This window comes from Achromobacter sp. EG18 (genome assembly GCF_059759395.1).
The window spans coordinates 2,082,977-2,107,636 of record NZ_CM186213.1; the positions used below are offsets into that span (position 1 = coordinate 2,082,977).

Consider the following 24,660-nt stretch of genomic DNA (forward strand, 5'->3'; position numbering starts at 1 on the left):
CGGCGGTCGGAACCGTGGAACCCACGCTCGCCATCGCGGCCTTCGCCACGCGGGGAGCCATAGGAGGGACGTGAATCCGGGCGGCCCTGGCCTTCACGGCGGTCCGAACCGAAGGAGCCGCGCTCGCCGCCACGGCCTTCGCCACGCGGAGCGCCGTAGGACGGGCGCGAATCCGGGCGGCCCTGGCCTTCACGGCGGTCCGAACCGAAGGAACCACGCTCGCCGCCACGGCCTTCGCCACGCGGGGAGCCATAGGAGGGACGTGAATCCGGGCGACCTTGGCCTTCGCGACGGTCCGAACCGAAGGAGCCGCGCTCGCCGCCACGGCCTTCGCCACGCGGGGAGCCATAGGAGGGACGTGAATCCGGGCGGCCCTGGCCTTCACGGCGGTCCGAGCCGAAGGAACCCCGTTCACCGCCACGGCCTTGGCCTTCGCGGCGGTCCGAGCCATACGCGCCACGCTCGCCACGCGGCGCGTCATAGGAAGGGCGCGGCGTCGGGCGGCCCGCGCCTTCGCGCCGGTCGCCGCCGAAGGAACCGCGTTCGCCGCGGCCTTCGCCACGCGGCGCGTCGTAGGACGGACGCGGGGTCGGACGGCTGTCGCGGCGCTCGTCCGAACGGCCTTCGCGGCCTTCCCGGCCACCGGCGGCGCGCTCGGGGCGCGGCGCCCGCTCCTGGGCGGCGCGGGCCTCGCCCTTGGGGCGCGAGAAGAAGGACCGGCCGTCACGCTCTCCGGGGGCTGCCGGGCGGGAACGCGGAGATTGGGGTTTGCTCATGGTGTATTCCAGTGGGGCGGACAGGTGCCGCCCGATAAAAGCGATTCAGGGCCGTCGGCGGCCCGGCTGCGCGGCGGGCGTCGGCTCAGGCCGCCGCGGACCAGGTGAACAGGCGGTCGGGATCGCCCTGCACGTCCACCCGGTGGTCATTCGTCAGGGTAACCCGGCCTTCGGCCAGCCAGCGCACGGCGGCCGGAAAAGCCTGGTGTTCGACTTCCAGCACGCGCTCGGCCAGCCTTTCCGGCGTATCGCCGGCCAGGATCGGCACGCAGCCCTGGGCGATGATGGGGCCGTGGTCCAGCACCGGCGTCACGAAATGCACGGTGCAGCCATGCACGCGCACGCCGGTGGCCAGCGCCTGCGCGTGAGTGTGCAGCCCCGGAAACGCCGGCAGCAGCGACGGATGGATGTTGACGAGCCGGCCGCTGTAGCGGTTGACGAAGCCCGGGGTCAGCACCCGCATGAAGCCGGCCAGAATGACGTAATCCGGCGCGTGCAGGTCGATTTCAGCGGCCAGTGCTGCGTCGAAGGCCTCGCGGCTGGCGTAGTCCTTGTGGTAAAGGGCCGCGGTGGCGATGCCCTGCGCCGCGGCCCATTCCAGGCCGGCGGCGTCCGGGCGGCTGGCGATCACGGCGGCGATCGTGGCGGGCCAGCCCTGTTGGCGACAGGCCTGGACCAGCGCCTGCATGTTGCTGCCTCGTCCCGAGATCAGGATGACGATGCGACGCGGTGGTGTAGAGGTTTCCGGCAAGATGAGCGATCCAAATTGGGGATGACGAACAATCCCGTAATCCAAAATTGTAAACTCTCGCTCGTGAAACCACCGCTGCGCATCCACCGATCCCTTCCGCCGCCCGCCCAGCGCGCTCCCAGCGCGCTGACCATCGGCAATTTCGACGGCGTCCACCGAGGACACCAGGCCATGCTGGCGCGCGTCTGCCAGGTCGCGCGCGACCGGGGCCTGACGCCTGCCGTGATGACCTTCGAGCCGCACCCGCGCGAGTACTTCGCCACGCTCAACCAGCGCCCCGAACTGGCGCCGACCCGCATTTCCGGCTTGCGCGACAAGCTGGCGGCGCTGGCGCGCTACGGCATTTCCCAGGTCGTGGTCGAGCGCTTCAACGCCCGCCTGGCCGAAATGTCGGCCAACGCCTTCATCGAGAACCTGCTGGTGCGGGGGATGGATACCAAGTGGCTGCTGGTGGGCGAGGACTTCCGCTTCGGCCACAAGCGCAGCGGCGACATCGACCTGCTGCGCGAAGCCGGCCTGCGCCATGGCTTCGAGGTGCAGACCCTGGCCGACGTCACCGACCGCCACGGCCACCGCATTTCCAGTTCCGAGGTGCGCACCGCCCTGGCCGTGGGCGACCTGGACCGCGCCCGCCACCTGCTGGGCCACCCCTTCCATATCAGCGGCCACGTGATCCACGGCCAGAAACTGGGCCGCACCCTGGGCTTTCCAACCATGAACCTGCGGGTGGCCGAACGCTGCGCGGCCCGTTCCGGCATCTACGTGGTGCAGGTCTACGGCCTGGCCGAACGCGCCCTGCCCGCGGTGGCCAGCCTGGGCGTGCGCCCGACGGTCGAGGACCGCGGCCGCGTGCTGCTGGAAGCGCACCTGCTCGACGAGACCGTCAACGCATACGGTAAACTCGTGCGTGTCGAATTCCTGCAAAAGCTGCGGGACGAAGAAAAATTTCCTGATCTCCCTTCCCTGACTGCCGCCATCGCCGAAGACGCGCGAAACGCGCGCGCCTATTTTGCCGTTCATGGACTATAAAAAGACCCTCAACCTGCCCGATACCCCCTTCCCCATGCGGGGCGACCTCGCCAAGCGCGAGCCCGCCTGGATTGCGCAGTGGGAGGAAAACCACGTCTACCAGGCCATTCGCGCCGCCAGCCGCGGCCGTCCGCGCTTCGTGCTGCACGACGGCCCACCCTACGCCAACGGTGACATCCACATCGGCCACGCGGTCAACAAGATCCTGAAGGACATCATCGTCAAGAGCCGCAACATGGCCGGCTACGACGCGCACTACGTGCCGGGCTGGGATTGCCACGGCATGCCGATCGAGATCCAGATCGAAAAGAAGTACGGCAAGCACCTGCCCGTGGCCGAGGTGCAGTCCAAGGCGCGTGCCTACGCGCTCGAGCAGATCGACCGCCAGCGCAAGGACTTCAAGCGCCTGGGCGTGCTGGGCGAGTGGGATCGTCCCTACATGACGATGAACTTCAGCAATGAAGCCGACGAGATCCGCGCCCTGGGCCGCATCCTGGACAAGGGCTACGTGTTCCGCGGCCTCAAGCCCGTGAACTGGTGTTTCGACTGTGGCTCGGCGCTGGCCGAGGCCGAGGTCGAATACGCCGACCGCGTCGACCCGGCGGTGGACGTGGCCTTCCCGTTCGCCGAGCACGACAAGCTGGCCAAGGCCTTCGGCCTGGACAAGGTCGACGATGGCGCCATCGTCATCTGGACCACCACGCCCTGGACCATCCCGTCCAACCAGGCGCTGAACCTGCACCCCGAAATCGAATACGCGCTGGTGCGCGTGTCGCCCGCGCCCAAGTTCGGCCCGCTGCTGCTGATCGCGCGCGAGCGCGTCGAAGCCTGCCTGAAGGCCTGGAACCTGGAAGGCGAAGTCATCGCCACCGCCCCCGGCGCGGCGCTGTCGGGCATCGAATTCCGGCATCCGCTGGCGCAGTTCGAAGCCGCCTACGACCGCAAGGCCCCGGTCTACCTGGGCGACTACGTCACGGCCGACTCCGGCACCGGCGTGGTGCACTCGGCCCCCGCCTACGGTATCGAGGACTTCATCTCGTGCAAGGAGCACGGCATGAAGGACACCGACTTCATCAGCCCCGTCATGGGCGACGGCAAGTACGTCGACAGCCTGGCGCTGTTCGGCGGCCTGTCGATCTGGGACGCCAACCCCAAGATCGTCGAGGCCCTGAAGGAAGCCGGCGCGCTGATGCACGTCGAAAAGCACAAGCACAGCTACATGCACTGCTGGCGCCACAAGACGCCCATCATCTACCGCGCCACCAGCCAATGGTTCGCCGGCATGGACATCAAGCCCAAGAACGGCGGCCCGACCCTGCGTGAATCGGCGCTGGCCGGCATCGACGCCACCGCCTTCTACCCGGCCTGGGGCCGCGCCCGCCTGCACGCCATGATCGCCAACCGTCCGGACTGGACCCTGTCGCGCCAGCGCCAGTGGGGCACGCCGATGGCCTTCTTCGTGCACAAGGAAACCGGCGCGCTGCATCCGCGCACCTCCGAATTGCTGGAACAGGTCGCGCAACGCGTCGAGCAAGGCGGCATCGAGGCCTGGCAGACGCTGGACCCGCGCGAGCTACTGGGCGACGAAGCCGACCAGTACGAAAAGAACCGCGACACGCTGGACGTGTGGTTCGACTCGGGCAGCACCCACGCCACCGTGCTGGGCGGCAAGGACGGCGATTTCGCCGGCTCGCACGGCGCCGAACTGGGTTGGCCCGCCGACCTCTACCTGGAAGGCTCCGACCAGCACCGCGGCTGGTTCCATTCGTCGCTGCTGACCGGCTGCATGCTGTATGGCCAGCCGCCCTACAAGGCCCTGCTGACGCACGGCTTCGTGGTGGACGGCCAGGGCCGCAAGATGAGCAAGTCGGTCGGCAACGTGATCGCGCCGCAGAAGGTGTCCGATTCGCTGGGCGCCGAGATCCTGCGCCTGTGGGTCGCCTCCACCGACTATTCGGGCGAATTGTCGATCTCCGACGAAATCCTCAAGCGCGTGGTCGAGGGCTACCGCCGCATCCGCAACACGCTGCGCTTCCTGCTGGCCAACCTGGCCGACTTCGACGCCGTGTCGCAGTCCGTGCCCTACGGCGAGCTGTTCGAGATCGACCGCTATGCGCTGGCCATGACCGCGCAGATGCAGGCCGAGGTGCAGGGCCACTACGAGCGCTATGACTTCCACCCGGCGGTCTCGCGCCTGCAGACGTTCTGCTCGGAAGACCTGGGCGCGTTCTACCTGGATATCCTGAAAGACCGCCTGTACACCTCGAAGGTGGACAGCGTGGCCCGCCGCTCGGCCCAGACCGCGCTGCTGGACATCACCCAGACGCTGCTCAAGCTGATGGCGCCGATCCTGTCGTTCACGGCCGAAGAGGCCTGGAAGGAACTGGTCGGCTCGGCCCTGAAGCACCAGGCCGACGCGGCCCGCGTCACCATCTTCACCGAGGTCTACCACGCGCTGCCGCCGTTCGCGGACGCCGAGGCCCTGTCGGCCAAGTGGGCGCGCCTGCGCGCCATCCGCGCCGAGGTCCAGCGCAAGCTGGAAGAAGTGCGCACGGCCGGCGACATCGGTTCGTCGCTGCAGGCCGAGGTCGACCTGTACGCCAGCGGCGAAGACCAGCAACTGCTGGCCAGCCTGGGCGACGACCTGCGCTTCGTGCTGATCGTCTCGCGCGCCACCGTGCACGCCGGCGAAGGCGAGACGCGCATCGAGGTGACGCCCTCCAAGCACAAGAAGTGCGAGCGCTGCTGGCACTGGCGCCTGGACGTCGGCCAGGACCCGGACCACCCCGAGATCTGCGGCCGCTGCGTGTCCAACCTGTTCGGCTCGGGCGAAGCCCGCGACAAGGCCTGAGCATGGCCGGCCCTCAAGGCACGGCCACCGCGGCGTCCGCCGGCGCGCCCCCCGCAAGGGTGGGCCGCTGGCTGGGCATCGCGCTGGCCATCATCGTGCTGGACCAGCTGACCAAGGTGTACTTCAACACCTCGTACCAGTACGGCGAGCGCCTGAACCTGCTGCCGTTCTTCGACTTCACGCTGCTGTACAACCGCGGCGCGGCCTTCAGCTTCCTGGCGTCCGAGGAAGGCTGGCAGCGCTGGCTGTTCACCGGCCTGGGCATCGTTGCCGCCGTGGTCATCACCGTGATCCTGCGCCGCACCCGCGGCCAGCCGCGCTTCTGCCTGGCGCTGGCGATGATCCTGGGCGGCGCCATCGGCAACGTGATCGACCGCGTGGTGTATGGCCACGTGGTGGACTTCCTGCTGTTCTACTGGCGCGACTGGTATTTTCCGGCCTTCAACCTGGCGGACGTGGGCATCAGCTGCGGCGCCGTGCTGCTGGTGCTGGACGAGCTGCTGCGGGCCCGCAAGCCGCGCGCCTGACGCGCCCTCCCCCCCCCTTCGAAACCCGGCCCTCGGCCGGGTTTTTGTCTATTTGAGCCCCCCTGCATACATGGCGAACGGCGCGATGCGGCAATGCGGAATAAAATCACTGTCCGTTCCCTGATTCGACGGTATCCAAACGCCGTCCGACGCCCATGCTCGACCTCGCCCGCAAACGCATCGTCCTCGGCCTGACCGGCGGCATCGCCTGCTACAAAATCGCCGAGCTGGTGCGGCGCATGACCGAACAAGGCGCCATCGTCGACGTGGTGATGACCGAAGCCGCCACGCACTTCATCACGCCCGTGACCATGCAGGCCCTGTCCGGCCGCCCGGTGTTCGTGGATGCGTGGGACCCGCGGGTGCCCAACAACATGGCGCACATCGACCTGACGCGCGGCGCCGACGCCGTGCTGATCGCGCCGGCCAGCACCGACTTCATGGCCAAGCTGGCCCACGGCATGGCCGACGACCTGCTGTCGACGCTGTGCGTGGCGCGCGCCTGCCCGCTGCTGGTGGCGCCCGCCATGAACCGCGAGATGTGGGCCAACCCGGCCACCCAGCGCAACGTGGCGCAACTGCGCGCCGACGGCATCAGCATCCTGGGCCCGGCCGCCGGCGAACAGGCCTGTGGCGAGACCGGCGACGGCCGCATGCTCGAAGCCCACGAGATCCTGGCCGACCTGATCGCGTTCTTCCAGCCCAAGCTGCTGGCCGGCCGCCACGTGCTGCTGACCGCCGGCCCCACCTCCGAGCCGGTCGATCCGGTGCGCGTGCTGAGCAACCGCTCGTCGGGCAAGACCGGCTACGCCCTGGCCCGCGCCGCGCGCGAGGCCGGCGCCCGCGTCACGCTGATCACCGGCGCCACCGCCCTGCCGGTGCCGCGCGGCGTCACCGCGCTGTCGGTCATGACGGCGCGCCAGATGCACGACGCGGTGATGGCCAGCGCCGCCGATGCCGACATCTTCATCGCCGTGGCCGCGGTGGCCGACTGGCGCGTGAAGAACGTCAGCAACCAGAAGCTGAAGAAGACCAGCGAAGGCGGCGGCGCGCCGCAGATGGAGTTCGAGCCCAACCCGGACATCCTGGCCGAAGTAGCCAAACTGAAGGACGGGCCGTGGTGCGTGGGTTTTGCGGCAGAGACCGAAAAGCTGGCCGAGCACGCCGAGGCCAAACGCCAGCGCAAGGGCATCCCGCTGCTGGTGGGCAACCTGGCGCACAAGGTGATGGACGCGGACACCACCGAACTGGTGCTGTTCGACGCGCAGGGCGCGCACCCGCTGCCGGCGGCTGACAAATTGGACGCCGCGCGCCGCCTGATCGCCGAGATCGCGGCGCGGCTGCCGGCCTGATCCCGCCCATCCGCGAACCGCCAAAAAAAAACGCCAGACGCGAGTCTGGCGTTTTTGTTTGCGGCGCGCGCCGCGCCTGCCGGCAACGGCGGACGCGACAGCCTGCTTATTGCTCCAGGCTGATGTTGGCGGCGCGCACGATGTCGGCCCACTGCTTGCGGTCGTTCTCCAGGAACTGGCCGAACTGCTCGGGCGTCATGCCGGTGACGGGCTCCGAACCCAGGCCGGCCATCTTTTCCTTCACGGCGGGCTGCTTGAGCACGTCCTGCAGCGCCGCGTAATAGGCGGCCAGCACGTCCGCCGGCAAGCCGGCCGGGGCGAACACGCCCTGCCAGGTCGGCATATCGAAGCCCTTCAGGCCCTGCTCGTCGAGCGTGGGCACGTTGGGCAACTGCGCCGAGCGCTTGAGCGAAGCCACGCCGATGGCCTTGACCTTGCCCTGCAGCGCCAGCGGCGCGGCGGTGGAGATGTTGTCCATCGTCATCGCGATGTGGCCGCCCAGCAGGTCGGTGATGACCGGCGCCGCGCCGCGATAGGCCGCGTGCGGCACCTTCACGCCCAGCTTGTACAGCATGGTTTCGGCGATCAGGTGATTGGAGATGCCCACGCCGGCGGTGCCGTAGGTGGCGGTCGGCGTCTTCTGGAAGTAGTCCTTCAATTCGGCCAGGTTGTTGGCCGGCACGTCCTTGTTGACGATGACCACGTTGGGCTGCACCGCCGCCAGCGTGATGGGCGTGAAGTCGGTCGGCTTGTAGCTGGTGCCCTTGGCGTTGAGCACGTGGGTGATGGCCATGGAACCGGCCGCGGCGATGCCGATGGTGTAGCCGTCAGGCTGCGATTGCGACAGGCGGAAGGCCATGATGTTGCCGCCGGCGCCCGCCAGGTTTTCCACCACCACGGTCTGGCCCAGGCGCTGCGACAGCGGCTCGGCCAGCAGGCGCGCCAGCGTGTCGGCCGAACCGCCGGGCGCAAAGCCCACCAGCAAGCGCACCGGCTTGGTCGGTTTCCAGGCGTCGGCGGCCAGGGCCGGCGCGGCCGCCAGGGTGCTGGCGGCGAACAGTGCGCCCGCGGCGCGTTGCAAAGTACGGCTGAACATGAAGTCGATTCCCTTATTCCAATATTTGCGCGAGCGCCTGCGCGACCAGGCGGTTGGACAACAGCACCGGGCGACCCGATGCCTGTGCCACCGCCTGCCGCATGCGCTCGGCGTAACCCATGCAATGCATGACGACAAAATCACAGTCGGCCAGGTCCTGGCCGGCCTGCTTGAAACTGGCCGCCGCGCGTCCCGCGTCGGCCTCGTAGGGCGAGGCGTGCACCACCGTGGTCGCGCATTCCAGCGGCACGGCCATGTGGAAGGCGTCGACCTGGGCTTGCAGCGGCACCACCAGGCCAACCTTGCGGCAGTGCTGCGCCAAACCGGCGACCAGGTGGTCGACGACCTGCTGCGGCTCGACCACCAGCGTGCGCATCGGCGCGATCGCGGTGCCAGTGCACAGCGGCACCAGCACGTCGTAGCCGGCGGCGTCGGCCTCGCGCATCACCTCTGCCAGCCGCGCCTCGGCGGCGGCGGCGTCCAGTTCGACCTGGGCGCCGTCGCGCATGCGCGTGGCGAAGCGATACTCGCCCGGGCGCGGCGCCAGCGCGGCCAGCGCCGCGGCATCCAGGCCGTCGAGCGCGCCGAACTCGTCGATGCGCACGTGTTCGCCCAGCAGCGGCGCCATTTCCGGCACCACGTCGCTGCGCGGCGACTGGCCGATGGTGAAGAACGCCACGCGGCGCGGGCGACGCGCGCTCATTGCGCGGCGCCCGGTTCGCGGCCGGTGGTCTGCAGGTGCGCCATCGAGCCATAGCGGCCTTGCAGCGCGTCCCATTCGGCGGCGTCGAAGAAGGTCATGGCGCCCTGCCCGAAGAGCTTGGCGATCTCGATGCAAAAGCGCATCGCCACGTCGGCGTCGACCGCGTTGGTCACGCCGGTGGCGCAACCCGGCACGGTGGTCTGCGCGGTCAGCGCCACGCCGACCACCGGCGCGCCGGTGACGATGGCCGGCTGCATCAGCGAATTGACGTGCCACAGCCCGTTTTCGTAGGGCGTGATGTCCTGCGTGGTCAGCGGCAGCGTCAGGGGCAGCTCGCCGCTGACCCAGCCCATCACGTCCAGCATGGTCTCCGGAATGCGCAGCAGATAGCCCTGTTTGGCCACCGGCGTCAGCGCCACGCCGCGGCGGTTCACCAGGCGGTTGCCGCGGGTGGTGTCGACGGACAGGATCGCGTCCATGCGCGGATCGACTTCGTGCGACATCATTTCGCGCATCGGGAACGGCGAACGCATCATCGGCACGGGATGGTGCGGACGGGTGCCGGCGCGCGGGCAGATGTGGGTGCGGATGCGCACGGTGCCGGGCAGCACGTCGCCCTGGCGCGCCATGGCCATGATCTTGAGCGCGGCGGCAATGGCGACCACGGCGCCGTCGCTGTCGGACACCAGGCCGGTGACGGCCGGACGCGCGCCGATGCCGCCCAGGCGGCCGACGATGCCCAATTGCGGCGCGGCGGGGTCGGCGCCCGGGATGACGATGGAGAGGAACTCGGTGGCCGCGCCGTCGCGCTCCAGCGGCGTGACCTCGACCTCGCAGTCGCCGGCCGCGCGCAGCGCCTGTGCCACCGCATCGCCCGTGATGTGGGCCGAAGACAGCAGTTCGATGGTGTCGATGACCTGCTTCATGCCGGGATCTCCAGCGGGCCGGGCGTGAACACGCGCGGCTCGGCGGCGCCGATGAACAGCGGCGCATCGTGCGGGCCGACAAGCGTGATGGCGGCCCCGCGCACGCGCAGCCCGGCGCCTTCGGGCAGGCCCAGCACCGGCATGGTCGGGTTCAGCGTGCAGAACTCGGCCAGGCGCTGCGCGCGCGTTTCGCCGCGATGGCCGGGAGGATGGGCATTGGTGTAGTGCGGGTTGATCTGGAAGGACAGCAGGCCGAGCGCATCGAAGCCTTCGGGGTCGGTGATCGGCATGTCGTTGGTGGTGCAGATGCTGGGGCACGCCAGGTTGGAACCGGCGCTCCAGCCCAGGTAGGCGGCGCCTTCGCGCACGCGGCGCGCCACCACGCTCAGCAGGCCCTGGCGGCGCAATTGGCCGAGCAGGTTGAAGGTGTTGCCGCCGCCGACGATGATGACGGCGGCATTCTCCAGCGCGGCCATGGGATCGGCGGCGCGATGCAGCGGCTGGATGTCCAGGCCGGTGTCGGCCAGCGCCGTGGTGACCAAGGTGGTGTAGTCGTCCCAGTTGCGGGTGACGCCCGCGTACGGCACGAACACCGCCGGCGCGCCGGCCGGCAGCGCGGCGATCAGTTCGCGGATGTCGGGCAACGCGTGCACCAGGTAGCCGGCGTCGCTGCTGGAATTGCTGAGAAGCAGAAGGTTCATGAGTGGAGTTCCGTGGAATCGGGAAAGTCGGGGTGTCGCGCACGCGCGGCTGGATAGGGCAATACGGTCAATCGGGTTCGCGCCGGCGCGTCAGGCCAGCCAATAGGGATCGTTCAATTCGCGGCCCAGCGCCGCGACCTGCCGCGTCAGCGACTCGCGCAGCGCCGCCACGCGGGCGGCGTCGACCTGGAACGACACGAAGGACAGGCACAGGCCGCGTAGTTCGCCGCTTGAGGGATCGCGCACCGCCGCCGCCACGGCGCCGATGCCAGGCATGGCCTGGTCGATGGCGACGCCGTAATGGTCAGCGCGGATCTGCGCCACGCGCTGCGCCAGTTCGCCCACGGTGGCCGGGCAATCCTTGCCCTCCATCGGCAGGGGGCGGGCTGGATCGGTGCCGTACAGCGCGTCGAACTCGTCCTGGGTCAGGCGCGACAGCAGCGCGCGTCCCATGGCCGTGTCCGAGGCGGCGCGGCGCGAACCCGGCGGCGACAGCACCTGCACCGGATGCGAGCCGTTCAGGCGTTGCAGCACCACGGTTTCGCGCTGGTTCAAGGTGGACAGGTAGGCGGTCAGGCCACTGTCGTCGGACAGGCGCGCCAGCACCTTGCGGCAGGCCTCGTCCAGCGGCGTCGCGGCCTGCCCGGCGCGCACCGCCTGCGACAGCAAGGCGCCGGCGCGATAGCGGCGCGTGGCCGCGTCCTGGTCCAGCAGGCCGTAGTGCTGCATCTGGTTCAACAGGCGCGAGGCCGTGCTCTTGGGCATGGCCAGGCGCTGCGCCACGTCGGTGAAGCTCAGTTCCGCCTCGCCCTGCGCGTAAAGCGCCAACACCCGCTGGACGCCATCGAGAATGCTCATTATTGTTCCAAAAATCGGAACTTCTGTTCCTTAATAGGGAACAAGAATAATGCAACGGCGGATTTCCGGTCAATACGGCCGGTCCCTCGGGTTGGCGGCAGCACCGTCCGCGAAGCGCGGCCTCTCACCAGGCCCCATGCCGACCGGACGAAAAAAAGCCCGCCATGTCGGGCGGGCCTTCCCGATGGCGCCGATCGGCGCGCTCTAGCGCGTCGCGGTCTCGGCCCATTGCGCCAGCGGCAGCGGCGGTTGCGCGTGCAGGATGCGTCCCAGCACCAGTTTGAACTCCGCCCAGCCGCCACGGTCGCCCGGCCAACTGGACGGGGTCACCGGCCGCCAGCCGCCGTCGGCCTGCCGCTCGGCCATCTTGAAGCGGAAGTTGTAGTGCCCGGCCACGCCCATGCGCAGGTCGGTCACCACCAGCGCATCGCCCACGGCGTCATAACGCAGCCAATCATCGGTGAACCAGCGCAGGCGCTGCAGCAGCGGCATATCGGCCAGCGCCTGTCCCAGTTCCGGGTTGAGCGGCAGGCGCAGCCATTCCGGTGGCTCGCGGTCGAACCAGCTGCTGACGGCCTCGTAGTAATGGCCGTCGGGCGTCTTGGCGACGACGCGCCACAGCAAGGTATTGAGCGGCATGGGAATGGCCCGCAGCTCGGTAATGGCGATGCCCTGCGCCTGCATCGCATCGCGCACCCGGTGTTCGGCGGCGATGCGGCCGGCGAGCCCGAACCCGAGGTAGGCGGTGCTGAAGATCAGCGCCCCGGCCAGGAAGCGGCGGGCGTTGCGGGTCATGCCGACGATCACCGCGTACACCGCCCCCAACAGCAATGGCACGGTATAGACGGGGTCGATGATGAAGATGGCCGACCAGCTTTCCGGGATCGATGGCAATGGCCAGAACAGCTGCGTGCCATAGACGGTGAAAGCATCCAGCAGCGGATGCGTCACCAATACCAGCCACAGGGTCAGGAACAGCCGCCCCGCGCTGTATTGCGCCTGCGGCCAGTACTTGCGTATCAACCATGTCAGCAGCGCCGCCAAGCCGGTCAACACGAAGATCGAATGCGAGAAGCCCCGGTGGTAGGTCATCAGCGAGACCGGATCCGGGTAGCGCATCAGTACGTCCAGGTCCGGCACGGTGGCCAGCGCCGCGCCGTAGATGAGCGCCCTCCGCCCCTGCACGCGCCCCAGCAGCGCCCCCTGTATGCCCGCGCCCAGCACGGCTTGTGTAACCGAATCCATAGAACTCCGACGATAGCCTTCCGTGGCGCGCCGCTTTCACGCGGCGTCCACAATGCAGGCGTTAAGATACCCGATTGCATTCAGCTAATTTTCAACTTCCGCCTCATGGACCAATACATCGACAAGATCGGCGTGCTGATCGAGACCAACCAGGCCTGGGCCGGCCCCATCACCTTCCTGCTGACGCTGGGAGAATCGATGGTGCTGCTGGGCCTGTTCATTCCCGCCACCGCGCTGATGCTGCTGACCGGCGGCCTGATCGGCGCCGGCACGCTGGATCCGTGGAGCATCATGGCATGGGGCATCGCCGGCGCCATCGTCGGCGATGCGCTGTCCTACGGGCTGGGGCGCTGGGCCGGCCCCAACGTGCTGCGGCGCTGGCCACTCAAGCAGCAGCGTACCGCCGTGGCACGGGCGCGCCTGTTTTTCTACCGCTATGGCTTCGCCTCGGTGCTGGTCGGCCGCTTCCTGGGACCGATCCGCTCGACCATCCCCACGGTGGCCGGCGTCATGGGCATGGCCCACGGCCGCTTCCAGATGGCCAACGTGCTGTCGGCGATCCTGTGGATGCCGCTGATGCTGGCGCCCGGCTACATCACCGCGCGCAGCCTGGGCGCGGCCGAAAACGCGCAACAGATCGCCATGATGATCGGCGCGGGACTCTCGGTGCTGCTAGGATGCGGACTCCTGGTCGCGATGATGCGCAAACGCCGGCAGCCGGCGCGCATCCGTCGCGGCAATTAGCGGAGAACAGCATGGCCATCGACATGGAGCCGAAGAACGGCGACTTCGCGCGCTACATCGAAAACCTGTCGCGCGCGGGCGGCGCCACGCCCGGACGGGTGCCGAGCAAGGCCGAGACCAGGCGCCAAGCGACCGCGCCGGTCGCCACGCCCACGCCGGCGCCCGCCCCGAGCCCGGGATCCCTGAATGACCTGGCCTGGGGCAAGACGGCGCCGCCGCAATCGCACCGCGCCGACAGCGTGCCGTCCACCGTCGCCCCGGGCCAGACCGACGCCGAAGCGGTCTCGCTGGCCAAGCGCGCGCGCCAGCGCAAGCAGGGCATCTTCCTGACCATCGCCGGCGCCGTGGCCGGCTGGGCCGCCGTCAACGTCGCCTTCAAGGCGCTGCACGCGCCGCGCTTCGACCTGGACGACTTCATGCCGGCGGTGTTCCTGGGCTTTTTCGCGCTGATGCTGTTCAAGGCGGCCAGCGGCGCGCGCGACCCGCGCAAGCGACCGCTGGAAAAGCTGCCGCCGCTCAAGACCTCGTCGTACCGCAAGGACGGCTGAAGCGGCCCGGCCTCGGCGGCAATGGTGCTAACATTTCCGCCGCCCTCGCATAGACCCCATGAATACCCGGAGTGAAAGTGAATAACGTTGTCGGATTGAACCAGGCCCAGGCGGCCACGATGCTGAAGCTGCAAGGCGACCTGAACAGCATGATCAATCCGGACTGGATCAACGGCGGCGCCCGCTTCCTGCGCGCCGCCTTCGTCGAATCGGCCGAGGCCCTGGAACACTACGGCTGGAAGTGGTGGAAGAAGCAGACCATCGACCTGCCCCAGGTGCAGATGGAACTGGTCGACATCCTGCATTTCTACCTGTCGCATACCATCGTGCAGGCCAAGGGCGACGTCAACGCCGCCGCCGCCGCGCTGGTGGCCGACCTGGCCGGCCCCGCCTCGATCACGCTGGACGGCAAGAGCTATGCGCTGGCCAGCCTGAACGTGCCCGAACTGCTCGAACTGATCGGCGGCCTGGCGGTGTGCGGCCGCGCCAGCTTCAAGCTGCTCGAGCAGAGCATGACCGCCTGCGAAATGAGCTGGAACGATGCCTATACCCAGTACGTTTCCAAGAACGTGCTGAACATCTTCCGCCAGCAGCATGGCTACAAGGAAGGCACCTACATCAAGATCTGGAACGGCGAGGAAGACAACGTGGTGCTGGCGCGCCTGCTGGCGCAGCACGACGCCGCCCGCGCCGACTTCGCTGACGTCCTGCACCGCGAACTGGAAGCGGCCTATTCGCGCCTGTAGGCGCAACGCCCGCCCGAAAAAAACGCCGCGTCACGCGGCGTTTTTCATTGCGCGACAGCTTCGGCCGCTAGCGCTGGCCGAAGTGCGTTTCGCCGAACAGGTCCTTCAACTCACGCGGCTGCGACCGCCAGTACTGGCGCGGCGCATTGACCTGGCCGCCCAGTTGCGCGGCGGCATGCCAGGGCCAGCGCGGGTCGTACAGCATGCCGCGCGCCAGCGCCACCATGTCGGCCTGCCCTTGCGCCAGGATGTCCTCGGCCTGTTGCGCCTCGGTGATCAGGCCCACCGTGATGGTGGGCAGGCCGACCGCGCGCTTGATGGCGTCGGCGAACGGCACCTGGTAGTTCGGCGCCACCGGGATCTTCTGCAATGGCGAAACGCCGCCGCTGGAGACGTCGATGAACTCACAGCCCAATTCCTTGAGCCGCAGCGCGAACGCCTCGGTCTGCGCCGGATCCCAGCCGCCCTCGACCCAATCCGTGGCCGACACCCGCACGCCCAGCGCCACCGACGAAGGCGTCACCTCGCGCACCGCGCGGAACACTTCCAGCGGGAAGCGCATGCGGTTCTCCAGCGAGCCGCCGTAGTTGTCGTCGCGCTGGTTGGCCAGCGGCGACAGGAACTGGTGCAGCAGATAGCCATGGGCCGCATGCAGCTCGATGGCGTCGAAACCCAGGCGGATGGCGCGGCGAGCGCTGTCGACGAAGGCGTCGCGCACCCGCGCCAGGCCGGCCGCGCCGAGCGCGCGCGGCGCCGGCTCGGACGCCTTGTGCGGCAGCGCCGACGGCGCCCAGCCCTGCCAGCCGCCCTGCTCCGGCGGCACCAGTTGGCCGCCCTCCCAGGGCGCATGGCTCGACGCCTTGCGGCCGGCGTGGCCCAGCTGGATACCGAGCTTGATCGGCGAATAGCGCCGCACCGCCTGCACCACGCGGCCCAGCGCGGCTTCGGTCTCGTCGGACCAGAGGCCCAGGTCGCCCGGGGAAATGCGGCCATCGGCCTCGACCGCGGTCGCCTCGGTAAACAGCAGCGCCGCGCCGGACAGGGCTAGGTGGCCCAGGTGGATCATGTGCCAGTCGGTGGCGCGGCCCTCGTCGGCCGAGTATTCGCACATGGGCGCGATGACGATGCGGTTGGCCAGTTCGACATTGCCGACTGACGTGGGACTGAAAAGATGACTCATGCGTAAGGCTCCGGGCGATGGACGCGGATGCACAGCATAGCGCCGGCATCCGCCCGCGCCGCCAATCCCGACGCCCGCGTGGGGGTTTAGGGCGGGACGAGGCCCGCCCTTTATTACCGCGGCTTATTGCCCCTCGATCACGCTGTCCAGGAACTGGCGCGTGCGCGCTTCCTTGGGCGCGCTGAACAGCGTCTGCGACTCGGCGTCCTCGACGATGTTGCCCTCGTCGAAGAACAGCGTGCGGTCCGAACTGCGCTCGGCGAACTTCATCTGGTGGGTGACGATGATCATGGTCATGCTCTTGCGCGCCGACAGGTCGCGCAGGATCTGCAGGATGCCGCCCACCAGCTCCGGGTCGAGCGCCGAGGTGACCTCGTCGAACAGCATGATCTCCGGGCACATCGCCAGCGCGCGGGCGATGCCGACGCGCTGCTTCTGGCCGCCCGACAACTGCGCCGGGTAGACGTCGAGCTTGTCGCCCAGCCCCACCATCTCCAGGTATTCCACCGCGCGCTCGCGCGCCTGGTCGCGCGGCAGGCCCAGCACGTGCACCGGCGCCTCCATGGCGTTGCCCAGCGCCGTCATGTGCGGGAACAGGTTGAAGTGCTGGAACACCATGCCGATCTTGCCGCGCACCTTGCGCAGGTGCTCGGAATTGGGGCCGGCCGGACGGCCCTGGGCGTCGGTCCACATCGGCTCGCCGTCGATCTCGATCTCGCCGCTGGTCGGCCGGTCCAGCGTCATCAACACGCGCAGCAGGGTCGACTTGCCGGAGCCGGACGGCCCGATCACGGCCACCGTCTGGCCCGCCGGAATCTCCAGGTTGATGCCCTTGAGCACCTCCAGCTCGCCATAGCGCTTGTGCAGGTTCTTGATGGTGATGCTGGAACTCATCGCTTTCCTCCATATCGTTGCAGGCGGGCCTCCAGGCCGCGCACACCCCAGGCCGCGATCAGGCTCAACGCCAGGAACAGCACGCCGACCAGCGTCAGGGGTTCGGTGTAGCGGAAGGTGGTGGAGCCGATCATCTTGCTCTGTTGCAGCAGCTCGACCACCGTGATCGCCGACAGCAGCGGCGTGTCCTTGAACATGGCCACCAGGTAGTTGCCCAGCGCCGGCACCACCGGCGGGATCGCCTGCGGCAGCACCACGCCCACGGCCGTGCGCCACGGCGACATGTTCAGCGCCCGCGCCGCTTCCAGTTGGCCGCGCGGCACCGCCTCGATGCCGGCGCGGTAGACCTCGGCGCAATAGGTGGCGTAGTGCAGCCCGAGCGCCACGATGCCGGTCGCCAGGGGCGACATCTGCACCCCGGTCAGGGGGAGCACGTAGAACAGGAAATACATCTGCACCAGCAGCGGCGTGCTGCGCACGAACTCGATCACGAAGGCCGTGGGCAAGGACAGCACCGCCAGGCGCGAGCGCCGCAGCAGCGCCAGCGCCAGGCCGAGCGTCACGGCCACCAGCATGCCCAGCACCGTGGCCTGGATGGTGATGAGTAGCGCCGAGCCCAGCGTGGGCAGGATCTCCAGCGCGAAGGACCAGTCGAATATCGGTTTCATCGGACGCGGACCCTCCGTTCAAGCAGGCGCACGCCGGCGGTGATGAGCAGCGCCACCGCGAAGTACAGCAGCAGCATGAGCGTGAAGATCTCGGTGGTGCGCAGGGTTTCGCTGCGCAGCAGTTGGCCGCGGAAGGTCAGGTCGGTGATCGTGATGAGCGACACCAGCGCGGTGTTCTTGAGCAGTTCGATCAGCAGGTTGCCGGCCGGCGGCAGCATGGCCGGAATGGCCTGCGGCACCACGATGCGGCGCATGATCTGGCCACGCGTCAGGTTCAGGGCCACGCCGGCCTCGCGCTGGCCCGGCGGCACCGCGCGGATCGCGCCGCGCACCACCTCGGCGCCATAGGCGCCGGCATTGAGCGCCAGCACCACGATGCCCACCAGCATGGCCGGCAGTTGCACGCCGAACAGCGGCAGCACGAAATAGAACCAGAACAGTTGCACCAGCGCCGAGGTGCCGCGAAACACCTCGACGTAGATCGACGCCAGCCAGCGCACGGGGCGCACGGTCGACAGGCGCCCCACCCCGGCCACCAGCGCCAGCGGCACCGCCAGCACCACGGCGCCCGCCATGATCTCCAGCGTCACCGCCAGGCCTTCCAGCAGTGGCGGCACCAGCTCGGCGATATGTTCGGATATGAGCTGCATCGGCGCCCCCTAGTTCGCGGCGCAGAGCTTGGCGGCCGTAACGTCCTTGGGCAGTTCCTCGGGCGTGAAGCCGAACGGCGCCACCAGTTTCTTGTGTTCCTCGGTGCCGATGAACTTGGCCAGCTCGGCGTTGAAGGCATCTGCAAAGGCCTTGTCGTCCGTGCGGAAGGCATAGGCGCCGTAGCCGCGCACGCCCTTGCCGTCGATCACCGGATCGGTGAACGGCTCGGCCTTCTCCAGGCCGCTGCCGGCGTCGGTCTTGCCCATCAGGTCGTTGACCGTCAATGCCGTGGCCGCGTAGGCGTCGGCGCGGCCGGCCTGCACGCCGGACAGCGCGCTGACCGCATCCGGGAACACCACGATCTGGCCGGCGGGCACCTTGACCTTGGCGGCGTATTCGGCCTCGATGGCGCCGACCACCACGCCCAGCTTGGCGTCGGGGTTCTTCACCACGTCCTCGTAGCTGTGCAGGTTCTTCGGGTTGCCCTGCTTGACCAGGAACGCCTGGCCCACGCCATAGGTCGGGTTCGAGAACGCCACCTGGCCGCAGCGCTCCGGCGTGACGTACATGCCGGCCGCGATGATGTCGAAGCGCTTGGCCTGCAGGCCGGGGATCAGCGAGCCGAATTCGGTCAGCACGCCTTCGACCTCGTTGATGCCCATGCGCTTGAGCACTACCCGGGCGATTTCCACCGATTCACCGGTGACCTTGGCCTCCTTGCTGTCCATGAAGGCGAACGGCGCTTCGTTGGCGTAACCGATACGGATCTTGCCGGCCGCCTTGGCGGCTTCCAGCGTGCTGGCGCTGGCGGCGGGCGCGCTGGCCCCCTGGACGGGCTTGTCCGAACCGGAGTCTGAGCAGGCTGCCAGCAGGCCCAGGCCCAGGGCCAGCAGGACGCGGCGGGTGCGTTGGACGATCATGGTTTTTTCTCCCTGATTTATTTCTAGGTACATCGCTTCGCTAAAAATGATACGACATTAAATCATTTCACCTCTAATGATATGGACGAAAAAAAGCAGGCCGAAGCCTGCTTTTCCCTATCTCCACCCTATGGCGGGTGAAAACTCGTTACGAAGGGTAGACGACTATGTCGTCCCCTATTTCTGCGCCGGGGCCGCCTCCGCATACGAGAATTTGCCGTTGCGCACCACGCCCATGACGCGGGCCCGTTCGTCGAAGCCCTGGTGGTTGTCCTTGGAAATATTGAGCACGCCGTTGGGCACGACCAGGTCGCGGGTGCTTTCCAGGGCGTCGCGCAGCGCGGCGCGGAACTCCGGGGTGCCGGGCTTGGCGCCGGTCTTGAGGGCGCGCGCCACGGCCGAATCCAGCAGCATCCAGGCGCCGTAGGCGTCGCCGGCGAACTGCGTCAGGGTGTTGGCGCCGTACTGACGCTCGTACTTGTCGGCGAAGTCCACCGCCACCTTCTTGACCGGGTTCGAGTCGGGCAGCTCGCGCGCCACCACGCCCGGGCCCGTGGGGAACAGCGTGCCTTCGACATCGCGCCCGCCCACCTGCAGGAATTCCAGCGTGCCGATGCCGTGGGTCTGGTAGATGGCGCCGGTGTAGCCCCGTTCGAGCAGCGTCTTCTGCGGCAGCGCCGACGGCGTGCCGGCGCCGGCGATCAGCACGGCATCGGGCTTGGCGGCGATCACCTTGAGCACCTGGCCCACCACCGACGCGTCGGTGCGCTGGAAGCGTTCCTGCGCCACGACCTTGACGTCGTTGCCGGCGGCCGCGGAGAACTCCTTCCACCAGCTGTCGCCGTAGGAATCGGCGAAGCCGATGAAGGCCACATTCTTGAAGCCCTTTTTCTTCATGTCCTCGACCAGCACGGTCGCCATCAGCGAATCGTTCTGCGGCATCTTGAAGGCCCAGGCGCGCTTGGGGTCGGACAGCGGCTCGACGATCACGCTGGAGGCCGCCAGGGCGATCATCGGCGTGCGGGTCTCGGCCAGCACGTCCAGCGCGGCCAGCGCCGCGGCGGTGGTGTTGGGACCGACGATGGCGTCGACCTTGTCTTCCGAGGTCAGCTTGCGCAGGTTCTTGACCGCGCGGCTGACGTCCGTGCCGTCGTCCAGCACCACGTAGCGCGCCGGCTCGCCGCCCAGCGTGCTGGGCCACAGGCGGATGGCGTTGTTGGTCTGGATGCCGATCGCCGCGGCCGGGCCGGTGGTGGAGACATCCACGCCGATCACGATCTCGGCTTGGACGGACAGGGCGGGAACCGCCAGCGCGACAGCGCAGGCGTAGCGAAGGAAGAAACGGGACATGACGACAGCTCGCAGGATGGAAAAACAGCGGATGGCGTTATTTTGCCTGACCGCTGCAGGCCTCGTAGACCAGCGCGGCCAGCGTCAGGTCCTCCAGCGCGCTGCCGACGGCCTTGAACACCGTCACTTCGCTCGCCTGCGTGCGGCCGGGCGCGCGTCCCAGCACCAGGTCGGTGAGATTGCCGCGGATCTCGTCGCGGGCCAGCACGCCGGCCTCGAACGCGGCCAGCAGGTCGCCCGCCTTGGTGGGCGCCTCGTCCGTGTCCACGTAGACCGTGGTGCCGTCGAAGCAGGCGGTGTCGGTCTCGATCATGTCGGGCTTGAAGCTGCCGATCAGGTCCAGGTGCGTGCCGGGGCGCAGCCAGTCGCCGCGCACCAGCGGCACGGTCGACAGCGTCGCGCAGCTGACGATGTCGGCCTGGCGCACGGCCTGTTCCAGGTCGACGGTGCTGCTGGCGTCGAAGCCCTGCTCGCGCAGCGCCGCCGCCAGCGCTTCGGCGCCGGCCGGACGCACGTTCCAGACCCACACCTTGTCGATCGGCCGCACCGTGCGCATGGCCTGCGCCACCAGCCCGGCAATGCGTCCCGAGCCGACGATGGTCAGCACCCGCGCATCCTCGCGCGCCAGGTAGGACGCGCCCAGCGCCGCCGCGCCGGCGGTGCGGAACACCGTCACCAGGTCGCCGTCCACCTGCGCCAGCGGCACGCCGGTGCGGGCGCTGTACAGGTTGTAGGTAGCATGCAAGCCGGGCAGCGACTGGCGCGTGTTCTCGGGAAAGATGTTGATGACCTTGACGCCGAAATACCCCTGCTCGTTCCAGGCCGGCATGATCAGCGTGGTGCCGTGCGCGCCGCCCGACTCGATGGCGTGGACGTGCCGCGGAGGCACGTGGGCGCCCTGGCGAAACGCCTCGCGCAAGGCCGGGATCGCCGCGTCGAACGACAATGCGCCGCGGGTTTGTTCGGTGTCGATCACTACCATCTGTATCCAATGCCTGTTCGGGTTGATCCAGGGGCGAAGTGTGACGGCGCCACGCGGCGCTGGCAAGGCGGCGCAAGCGGCGGTTACATCGGCTTGCCGGATGCGGGCGCCAGGCAGGCGACGCCCCGGCGCGCGCGCCGTATCATGGTGCGTGCCCCTTCCGGCAACGCGCGCCGCCGCCAGGCGGGCCGCGCTCTCCCCCAACCGGACGCGTCCGTCGCGGGCGCGTTCCCTCAACAGGAGTCACGCATGAAGAAAACCGCAACCGCCGCCTGGTCGGGCGATCTGAAAACGGGCAAGGGTACGATTTCCACGCAGAGCGGCGCGCTCAAGAACCAGCCCTACGGCTTCAATACGCGCTTCGGCGACACCCCGGGCACCAATCCCGAAGAACTGCTCGGCGCCGCGCACGCCGGCTGCTTCACCATGGCGCTGTCCAACATCCTGGGCGAAGCCGGCCTGACGGCGCAAAGCCTGGACACCAAGGCCGAGGTCACGCTCGACAAGGTCGAGGGGGGCTTTGCCATCACCGCCGTCCACCTGACCGTGGAAGCGGTGATTCCCGGCGCCAGCGCCCAGGCCTTCGAGGATGCCGCGCGCAAGGCCGAAAAGGGTTGCCCGGTCTCCAAGGTGCTCAACGCCAAGATCACCATGGACGCCAAGCTCAAGGCCTGAACGGCCGCGGCCGGCCCGCGGCACGGGCGGCGCCATTGGCCCGCCCTATCCCGCGCTTGCTGAAAATCAATTTGACGGTCATGCCCGAGAAATGGAAAATGAGAACCATTCTCAGGAAATCACCATGACCCGATTCATCTACGCGATTTCAGGCGGCAATGCGGCCTACGGCCAGGACGCCCAGGTCACCGCCAACCTGCGCCGCGTGGTCGGCTCCGGCATCCTGGTGGCGGTGGGCTACATCGATCCGGGCAACTGGGCCACCGACATCGCCGGCGGCAGCGGCTTCGGCTACGGCCTGCTGCTGGTGGTGATCGCATCGGCGATCCTGGCGCTGGGCTTCCAGGTGCTGGTCTCGCGCCTGGCGCTGGCCACCGGCGAAGACCTGGCCACCCTCACCGCCCGCCACCTGTCGTCGCGCACCGCCAAGGCGGCCTGGCTGGCCGGCGAGGCCGCCATCCTGGCCACCGCGCTGGCCGAACTCATCGGCGGCGCCATCGCGCTGCGCCTGCTGTTCAACCTGCCGCTGCTGGGCGGCGTGGCCGTCACCGGCGTCGGCACCTTCGCCGTGCTGGCCCTGACGCGCGGCAACGCCGACCGCCACGAGCGCGTCATCGCCGTGCTGCTGTCGATCGTGGCGGCCTCGTTCGTGTTCCTCCTGTTCAAGGCCAATCCCGCCTGGACCGACGTCGCCCACGGCATGGCGCGCACCGGCCAGGCACTGCGCGATCCGCAGGGCTTCCTGATCGCGCTGGGCATCCTGGGCGCGACCCTGATGCCGCACAACCTCTACCTGCACTCCGGTTCGCTGGCGCAACGCGCCCGCGTGCTGCCGGCCGACGCGCGCGACCTGGCCATGCGCGTGGCGCGCAACGACACCGTGCTGTCGCTGGGCGTGGCCATGCTGATCAACTCGGCCATCATGATCGTCGCCGCGGCCTCGCTGTCCGGCTCCGGCATCATCGTCTCCAGCCTGGACGACGCCCATGCCGTGATCGGCCAGACTTTCGGCATCGGCGCCGCCATCGTGTTCGCGATCGCGCTGTACGCGGCGGGCCAAAGCTCCACCATCACCGGCGTGCTGGCCGGCCGCATGCTGTCGCAAGGCTTCCAGATCAACAGCGGCTGGTCCGACCGCCGCCGCGCGCTGGCCACGCGGCTGATCGCCGGCGCCGTGGCCGCCGCCCTGCTGGCCTTCACCGGCGGCCAGGACCCGGACCAGTTGCTGGTGCTGAGCCAGGTCATCCTGAGCCTGGCCCTGCCTTTCGCGCTGGGTCCGCTGGTGGTGCTGGCCCGCCGCAGGCAGGTGATGGGCCGCCACGTATTGCGCGGCGCCTGGGCCTGGGCGGCCGTGGTCGCCACCGTTGGCATCATCCTGCTGGACGGCTACCTGCTGGTGGACATGGCGCTGTGATCCTCACCAGCGGCCGTCGCGCGGGGCCGGCCCCGGCAGCGACGGAAAATGCGGCAGCACCTCCTCGGCCAGCTCATGGATGATCTCGGCCGCCGGCCGTTCCGAGAACTGGATGCCCAGGGCCACGTGGTTCACCCCGGCGGCCTGCCACTCCCGCAATAGCGCGATCAAGCCGTTCCTGCCCGTGCGCAACACGAAGCCGCCCTGCAGCGGCGTGCGCGGATGGTCGGGGTCGTCGACCAGATCCAGCCACTCGTTGGTCATGTGCGGCCGGAAACCGCCGTCCGGAATGCCCTGGCGCCAGATACGGATCTTGTCGGCAAGCCGCGCCGGCCCGCTCTTGTCGTGCGACGGACCGGGATAGCTCAACCAGCCGTCCGCATGTTCGCTGATCCACGCTGGCGACTGGCCGGAGCCGCCCGTCACCATCAGAGGGATCACGCCCGTTGCCGGCTTGGGCAGCAACAGCGTGCCGCTCAGGGTGCGGCCCAACGGCGATTCGATGGCGCCGCCCGCGCTACCCAGCAGCCGCCGGAAGTACGCCACCGCATCGCGGAAGCGCTCAGCCCGCTGCTCGTGTTCGATGCCATAGGCCGGAAACTCCGAGGGCCGGTCGCCCGAGGCGATGCCCATCACCAGCCGGCCGCCCGACAACTGGTCGATGGTGGCTGCGGCCTTGGCCAGGTCGATCGGATGGCGCAACGAGAAAATGGCGCTGCCGGTAGCCAGCGCGATCGAACGGGTCCGGGCCGCCAGGAACGACAGGTAGGTGAAGGGATCGAACACCTGTCCGGCATCGCCGAAGCCCAGGTCCATCAAGGGCACGTCCCGTACCCAGACGGCGGCAAAGCCGAGCCGGTCGATCTCGGTCACGAGCTCCGACTGCCCCGCCAGCACCTGCATGTCGCCGTTGTAGAAGCGCAGCGGCAGGAACATGCCGAGGGTGAGCTGGCCGGGCGCGAACATGCGGCAATAACCCGGATGGGCTGCGAACGCCGGCGCGGAAGCGCCGGTGGGGATGGATACGGAGGACGTCGTGGTGGATTCAAGCATTTTGCGTTTCCATGATTGAG

The 24,660-nt window shown here is 68.7% G+C and carries 24 protein-coding genes; 9 read left to right on the plus strand and 15 right to left on the minus strand.

The genetic code is table 11. The annotated features are described in order from the left end of the window. Positions 1-861: 861 nt before the first annotated feature. Entirely contained in the window at positions 862-1,527 is a 666-nt protein-coding gene (purN, locus tag AC6CR5_RS09465) for a phosphoribosylglycinamide formyltransferase (RefSeq protein ID WP_006383945.1), read from the minus strand. Between the two features lie 63 nt (positions 1,528-1,590). On the opposite strand from purN, the gene AC6CR5_RS09470 reads away from it, so the two are divergent. The 4 genes from AC6CR5_RS09470 (at position 1,591) to coaBC (ending at position 7,286) form a co-directional block, all read left to right on the plus strand. Next, positions 1,591-2,556, plus strand: coding sequence for a bifunctional riboflavin kinase/FAD synthetase (locus AC6CR5_RS09470; RefSeq protein WP_026384487.1), 966 nt, complete (start codon positions 1,591-1,593; stop codon positions 2,554-2,556). Next, positions 2,546-5,407 (plus strand): isoleucine--tRNA ligase, encoded by a 2,862-nt coding sequence (ileS, locus tag AC6CR5_RS09475; RefSeq protein WP_498085566.1) that lies wholly within the window; start codon positions 2,546-2,548, stop codon positions 5,405-5,407. The genes AC6CR5_RS09470 and ileS overlap by 11 nt, the downstream gene beginning before the upstream one ends. Positions 5,408-5,409: 2 nt before the next feature. Beyond that, positions 5,410-5,934: a signal peptidase II gene (gene lspA, locus AC6CR5_RS09480; protein ID WP_006383948.1), complete on the plus strand. Its 525-nt coding sequence runs from the start codon at positions 5,410-5,412 to the stop codon at positions 5,932-5,934. Between the two features lie 155 nt (positions 5,935-6,089). Beyond that, a complete protein-coding gene (coaBC, locus tag AC6CR5_RS09485) occupies positions 6,090-7,286 on the plus strand; it encodes a bifunctional phosphopantothenoylcysteine decarboxylase/phosphopantothenate--cysteine ligase CoaBC (RefSeq protein WP_006383949.1) in 1,197 nt (398 codons plus the stop codon). Between the two features lie 106 nt (positions 7,287-7,392). Here the strand turns inward: coaBC and AC6CR5_RS09490 are convergent, their stop codons facing one another. The 6 genes from AC6CR5_RS09490 to AC6CR5_RS09515 all read right to left on the minus strand — a co-directional run bounded on the left by AC6CR5_RS09490 (position 7,393) and on the right by AC6CR5_RS09515 (position 12,815). After that, complete coding sequence (locus tag AC6CR5_RS09490) at positions 7,393-8,382, minus strand: Bug family tripartite tricarboxylate transporter substrate binding protein (RefSeq protein ID WP_047991185.1); 990 nt, start codon at positions 8,380-8,382, stop codon at positions 7,393-7,395. Between the two features lie 13 nt (positions 8,383-8,395). After that, entirely contained in the window at positions 8,396-9,085 is a 690-nt protein-coding gene (locus AC6CR5_RS09495; protein ID WP_047991186.1) for an AroM family protein, read from the minus strand. After that, positions 9,082-10,011, minus strand: a complete 930-nt coding sequence (locus tag AC6CR5_RS09500; protein ID WP_150100698.1) for a DUF1177 domain-containing protein — start codon at positions 10,009-10,011, stop codon at positions 9,082-9,084. The genes AC6CR5_RS09495 and AC6CR5_RS09500 overlap by 4 nt, the downstream gene beginning before the upstream one ends. After that, positions 10,008-10,712 carry a dipeptidase PepE gene (gene pepE / locus AC6CR5_RS09505; protein ID WP_498085567.1) on the minus strand — a complete coding sequence of 235 codons (705 nt, stop codon included), beginning with the start codon at positions 10,710-10,712 and terminating at the stop codon, positions 10,008-10,010. The genes AC6CR5_RS09500 and pepE overlap by 4 nt, the downstream gene beginning before the upstream one ends. 90 nt (positions 10,713-10,802) lie before the next feature. Continuing rightward, the gene (locus AC6CR5_RS09510) at positions 10,803-11,570 is read right to left on the minus strand and encodes an IclR family transcriptional regulator (RefSeq protein ID WP_006383954.1); all 768 of its coding nucleotides are present in this window, start codon (positions 11,568-11,570) and stop codon (positions 10,803-10,805) included. A 204-nt stretch (positions 11,571-11,774) separates the two neighbouring features. Then, on the minus strand, positions 11,775-12,815 hold the full coding sequence (locus AC6CR5_RS09515) for a metal-dependent hydrolase (RefSeq protein ID WP_006383955.1): 1,041 nt from the start codon (positions 12,813-12,815) through the stop codon (positions 11,775-11,777). 105 nt (positions 12,816-12,920) lie between these two features. Here AC6CR5_RS09515 and AC6CR5_RS09520 point away from each other — a divergent pair, with 105 nt between their 5' ends. The 3 genes from AC6CR5_RS09520 to AC6CR5_RS09530 all read left to right on the plus strand — a co-directional run bounded on the left by AC6CR5_RS09520 (position 12,921) and on the right by AC6CR5_RS09530 (position 14,853). Then, complete coding sequence (locus tag AC6CR5_RS09520) at positions 12,921-13,559, plus strand: DedA family protein (protein ID WP_006383956.1); 639 nt, start codon at positions 12,921-12,923, stop codon at positions 13,557-13,559. A gap of 11 nt (positions 13,560-13,570) precedes the next feature. Then, a complete protein-coding gene (locus AC6CR5_RS09525) occupies positions 13,571-14,107 on the plus strand; it encodes a hypothetical protein (RefSeq protein WP_006383957.1) in 537 nt (178 codons plus the stop codon). Positions 14,108-14,202: 95 nt separating this feature from the next. Further along, positions 14,203-14,853, plus strand: coding sequence for a dUTPase (locus AC6CR5_RS09530; RefSeq protein ID WP_035181018.1), 651 nt, complete (start codon positions 14,203-14,205; stop codon positions 14,851-14,853). A 67-nt stretch (positions 14,854-14,920) separates the two neighbouring features. On the opposite strand, the gene AC6CR5_RS09535 is transcribed toward AC6CR5_RS09530, so the two are convergent. The 7 genes from AC6CR5_RS09535 to lhpI form a co-directional block, all read right to left on the minus strand. Beyond that, positions 14,921-16,033: an NADH:flavin oxidoreductase/NADH oxidase gene (locus tag AC6CR5_RS09535; RefSeq protein ID WP_173011195.1), complete on the minus strand. Its 1,113-nt coding sequence runs from the start codon at positions 16,031-16,033 to the stop codon at positions 14,921-14,923. Positions 16,034-16,156: 123 nt separating this feature from the next. After that, complete coding sequence (gene ehuA, locus AC6CR5_RS09540) at positions 16,157-16,927, minus strand: ectoine/hydroxyectoine ABC transporter ATP-binding protein EhuA (RefSeq protein ID WP_006383961.1); 771 nt, start codon at positions 16,925-16,927, stop codon at positions 16,157-16,159. Further along, positions 16,924-17,595: an ectoine/hydroxyectoine ABC transporter permease subunit EhuD gene (gene ehuD, locus AC6CR5_RS09545; protein WP_024069518.1), complete on the minus strand. Its 672-nt coding sequence runs from the start codon at positions 17,593-17,595 to the stop codon at positions 16,924-16,926. The genes ehuA and ehuD overlap by 4 nt, the downstream gene beginning before the upstream one ends. Beyond that, entirely contained in the window at positions 17,592-18,245 is a 654-nt protein-coding gene (gene ehuC / locus AC6CR5_RS09550) for an ectoine/hydroxyectoine ABC transporter permease subunit EhuC (protein ID WP_006383963.1), read from the minus strand. Before ehuC ends, ehuD begins: the two co-directional genes overlap by 4 nt. A gap of 9 nt (positions 18,246-18,254) precedes the next feature. Beyond that, positions 18,255-19,166, minus strand: coding sequence for an ectoine/hydroxyectoine ABC transporter substrate-binding protein EhuB (ehuB, locus tag AC6CR5_RS09555; protein WP_054471746.1), 912 nt, complete (start codon positions 19,164-19,166; stop codon positions 18,255-18,257). Between the two features lie 177 nt (positions 19,167-19,343). After that, positions 19,344-20,516: an ABC transporter substrate-binding protein gene (locus AC6CR5_RS09560; RefSeq protein ID WP_006383965.1), complete on the minus strand. Its 1,173-nt coding sequence runs from the start codon at positions 20,514-20,516 to the stop codon at positions 19,344-19,346. 37 nt (positions 20,517-20,553) lie between these two features. Continuing rightward, a complete protein-coding gene (gene lhpI, locus AC6CR5_RS09565; RefSeq protein WP_054445268.1) occupies positions 20,554-21,498 on the minus strand; it encodes a bifunctional Delta(1)-pyrroline-2-carboxylate/Delta(1)-piperideine-2-carboxylate reductase in 945 nt (314 codons plus the stop codon). A gap of 249 nt (positions 21,499-21,747) precedes the next feature. On the opposite strand from lhpI, the gene AC6CR5_RS09570 reads away from it, so the two are divergent. Both AC6CR5_RS09570 and AC6CR5_RS09575 read left to right on the plus strand, forming a co-directional pair. After that, positions 21,748-22,173 (plus strand): OsmC family protein, encoded by a 426-nt coding sequence (locus AC6CR5_RS09570; RefSeq protein ID WP_006383967.1) that lies wholly within the window; start codon positions 21,748-21,750, stop codon positions 22,171-22,173. Between the two features lie 124 nt (positions 22,174-22,297). Continuing rightward, entirely contained in the window at positions 22,298-23,587 is a 1,290-nt protein-coding gene (locus AC6CR5_RS09575; RefSeq protein ID WP_110059090.1) for an Nramp family divalent metal transporter, read from the plus strand. A 3-nt stretch (positions 23,588-23,590) separates the two neighbouring features. Here the strand turns inward: AC6CR5_RS09575 and AC6CR5_RS09580 are convergent, their stop codons facing one another. Beyond that, the gene (locus AC6CR5_RS09580) at positions 23,591-24,640 is read right to left on the minus strand and encodes an LLM class oxidoreductase (RefSeq protein ID WP_049050840.1); all 1,050 of its coding nucleotides are present in this window, start codon (positions 24,638-24,640) and stop codon (positions 23,591-23,593) included. Between the last annotated feature and the right edge of the window lie 20 nt (positions 24,641-24,660).

What these genes read in the sequence shown, in the direction of transcription:
- AC6CR5_RS09500 (WP_150100698.1), bottom strand. Translation starts at nt 10,011, where the DNA reads ATGAAGCAGGTCATCGACACCATCGAACTGCTGTCTTCGGCCCACATC.
- AC6CR5_RS09510 (WP_006383954.1), bottom strand. Translation starts at nt 11,570, where the DNA reads ATGAGCATTCTCGATGGCGTCCAGCGGGTGTTGGCGCTTTACGCGCAG.
- AC6CR5_RS09495 (WP_047991186.1), bottom strand. Translation starts at nt 9,085, where the DNA reads ATGAGCGCGCGTCGCCCGCGCCGCGTGGCGTTCTTCACCATCGGCCAG.
- ileS (WP_498085566.1), top strand. Translation starts at nt 2,546, where the DNA reads ATGGACTATAAAAAGACCCTCAACCTGCCCGATACCCCCTTCCCCATG.
- AC6CR5_RS09525 (WP_006383957.1), top strand. Translation starts at nt 13,571, where the DNA reads ATGGCCATCGACATGGAGCCGAAGAACGGCGACTTCGCGCGCTACATC.
- ehuC (WP_006383963.1), bottom strand. Translation starts at nt 18,245, where the DNA reads ATGCAGCTCATATCCGAACATATCGCCGAGCTGGTGCCGCCACTGCTG.
- ehuA (WP_006383961.1), bottom strand. Translation starts at nt 16,927, where the DNA reads ATGAGTTCCAGCATCACCATCAAGAACCTGCACAAGCGCTATGGCGAG.
- pepE (WP_498085567.1), bottom strand. Translation starts at nt 10,712, where the DNA reads ATGAACCTTCTGCTTCTCAGCAATTCCAGCAGCGACGCCGGCTACCTG.
- AC6CR5_RS09575 (WP_110059090.1), top strand. Translation starts at nt 22,298, where the DNA reads ATGACCCGATTCATCTACGCGATTTCAGGCGGCAATGCGGCCTACGGC.
- AC6CR5_RS09570 (WP_006383967.1), top strand. Translation starts at nt 21,748, where the DNA reads ATGAAGAAAACCGCAACCGCCGCCTGGTCGGGCGATCTGAAAACGGGC.
- AC6CR5_RS09580 (WP_049050840.1), bottom strand. Translation starts at nt 24,640, where the DNA reads ATGCTTGAATCCACCACGACGTCCTCCGTATCCATCCCCACCGGCGCT.
- AC6CR5_RS09490 (WP_047991185.1), bottom strand. Translation starts at nt 8,382, where the DNA reads ATGTTCAGCCGTACTTTGCAACGCGCCGCGGGCGCACTGTTCGCCGCC.
- coaBC (WP_006383949.1), top strand. Translation starts at nt 6,090, where the DNA reads ATGCTCGACCTCGCCCGCAAACGCATCGTCCTCGGCCTGACCGGCGGC.
- AC6CR5_RS09535 (WP_173011195.1), bottom strand. Translation starts at nt 16,033, where the DNA reads ATGAGTCATCTTTTCAGTCCCACGTCAGTCGGCAATGTCGAACTGGCC.
- AC6CR5_RS09520 (WP_006383956.1), top strand. Translation starts at nt 12,921, where the DNA reads ATGGACCAATACATCGACAAGATCGGCGTGCTGATCGAGACCAACCAG.
- lspA (WP_006383948.1), top strand. Translation starts at nt 5,410, where the DNA reads ATGGCCGGCCCTCAAGGCACGGCCACCGCGGCGTCCGCCGGCGCGCCC.
- AC6CR5_RS09560 (WP_006383965.1), bottom strand. Translation starts at nt 20,516, where the DNA reads ATGTCCCGTTTCTTCCTTCGCTACGCCTGCGCTGTCGCGCTGGCGGTT.
- ehuD (WP_024069518.1), bottom strand. Translation starts at nt 17,595, where the DNA reads ATGAAACCGATATTCGACTGGTCCTTCGCGCTGGAGATCCTGCCCACG.
- ehuB (WP_054471746.1), bottom strand. Translation starts at nt 19,166, where the DNA reads ATGATCGTCCAACGCACCCGCCGCGTCCTGCTGGCCCTGGGCCTGGGC.
- AC6CR5_RS09515 (WP_006383955.1), bottom strand. Translation starts at nt 12,815, where the DNA reads ATGGATTCGGTTACACAAGCCGTGCTGGGCGCGGGCATACAGGGGGCG.
- lhpI (WP_054445268.1), bottom strand. Translation starts at nt 21,498, where the DNA reads ATGGTAGTGATCGACACCGAACAAACCCGCGGCGCATTGTCGTTCGAC.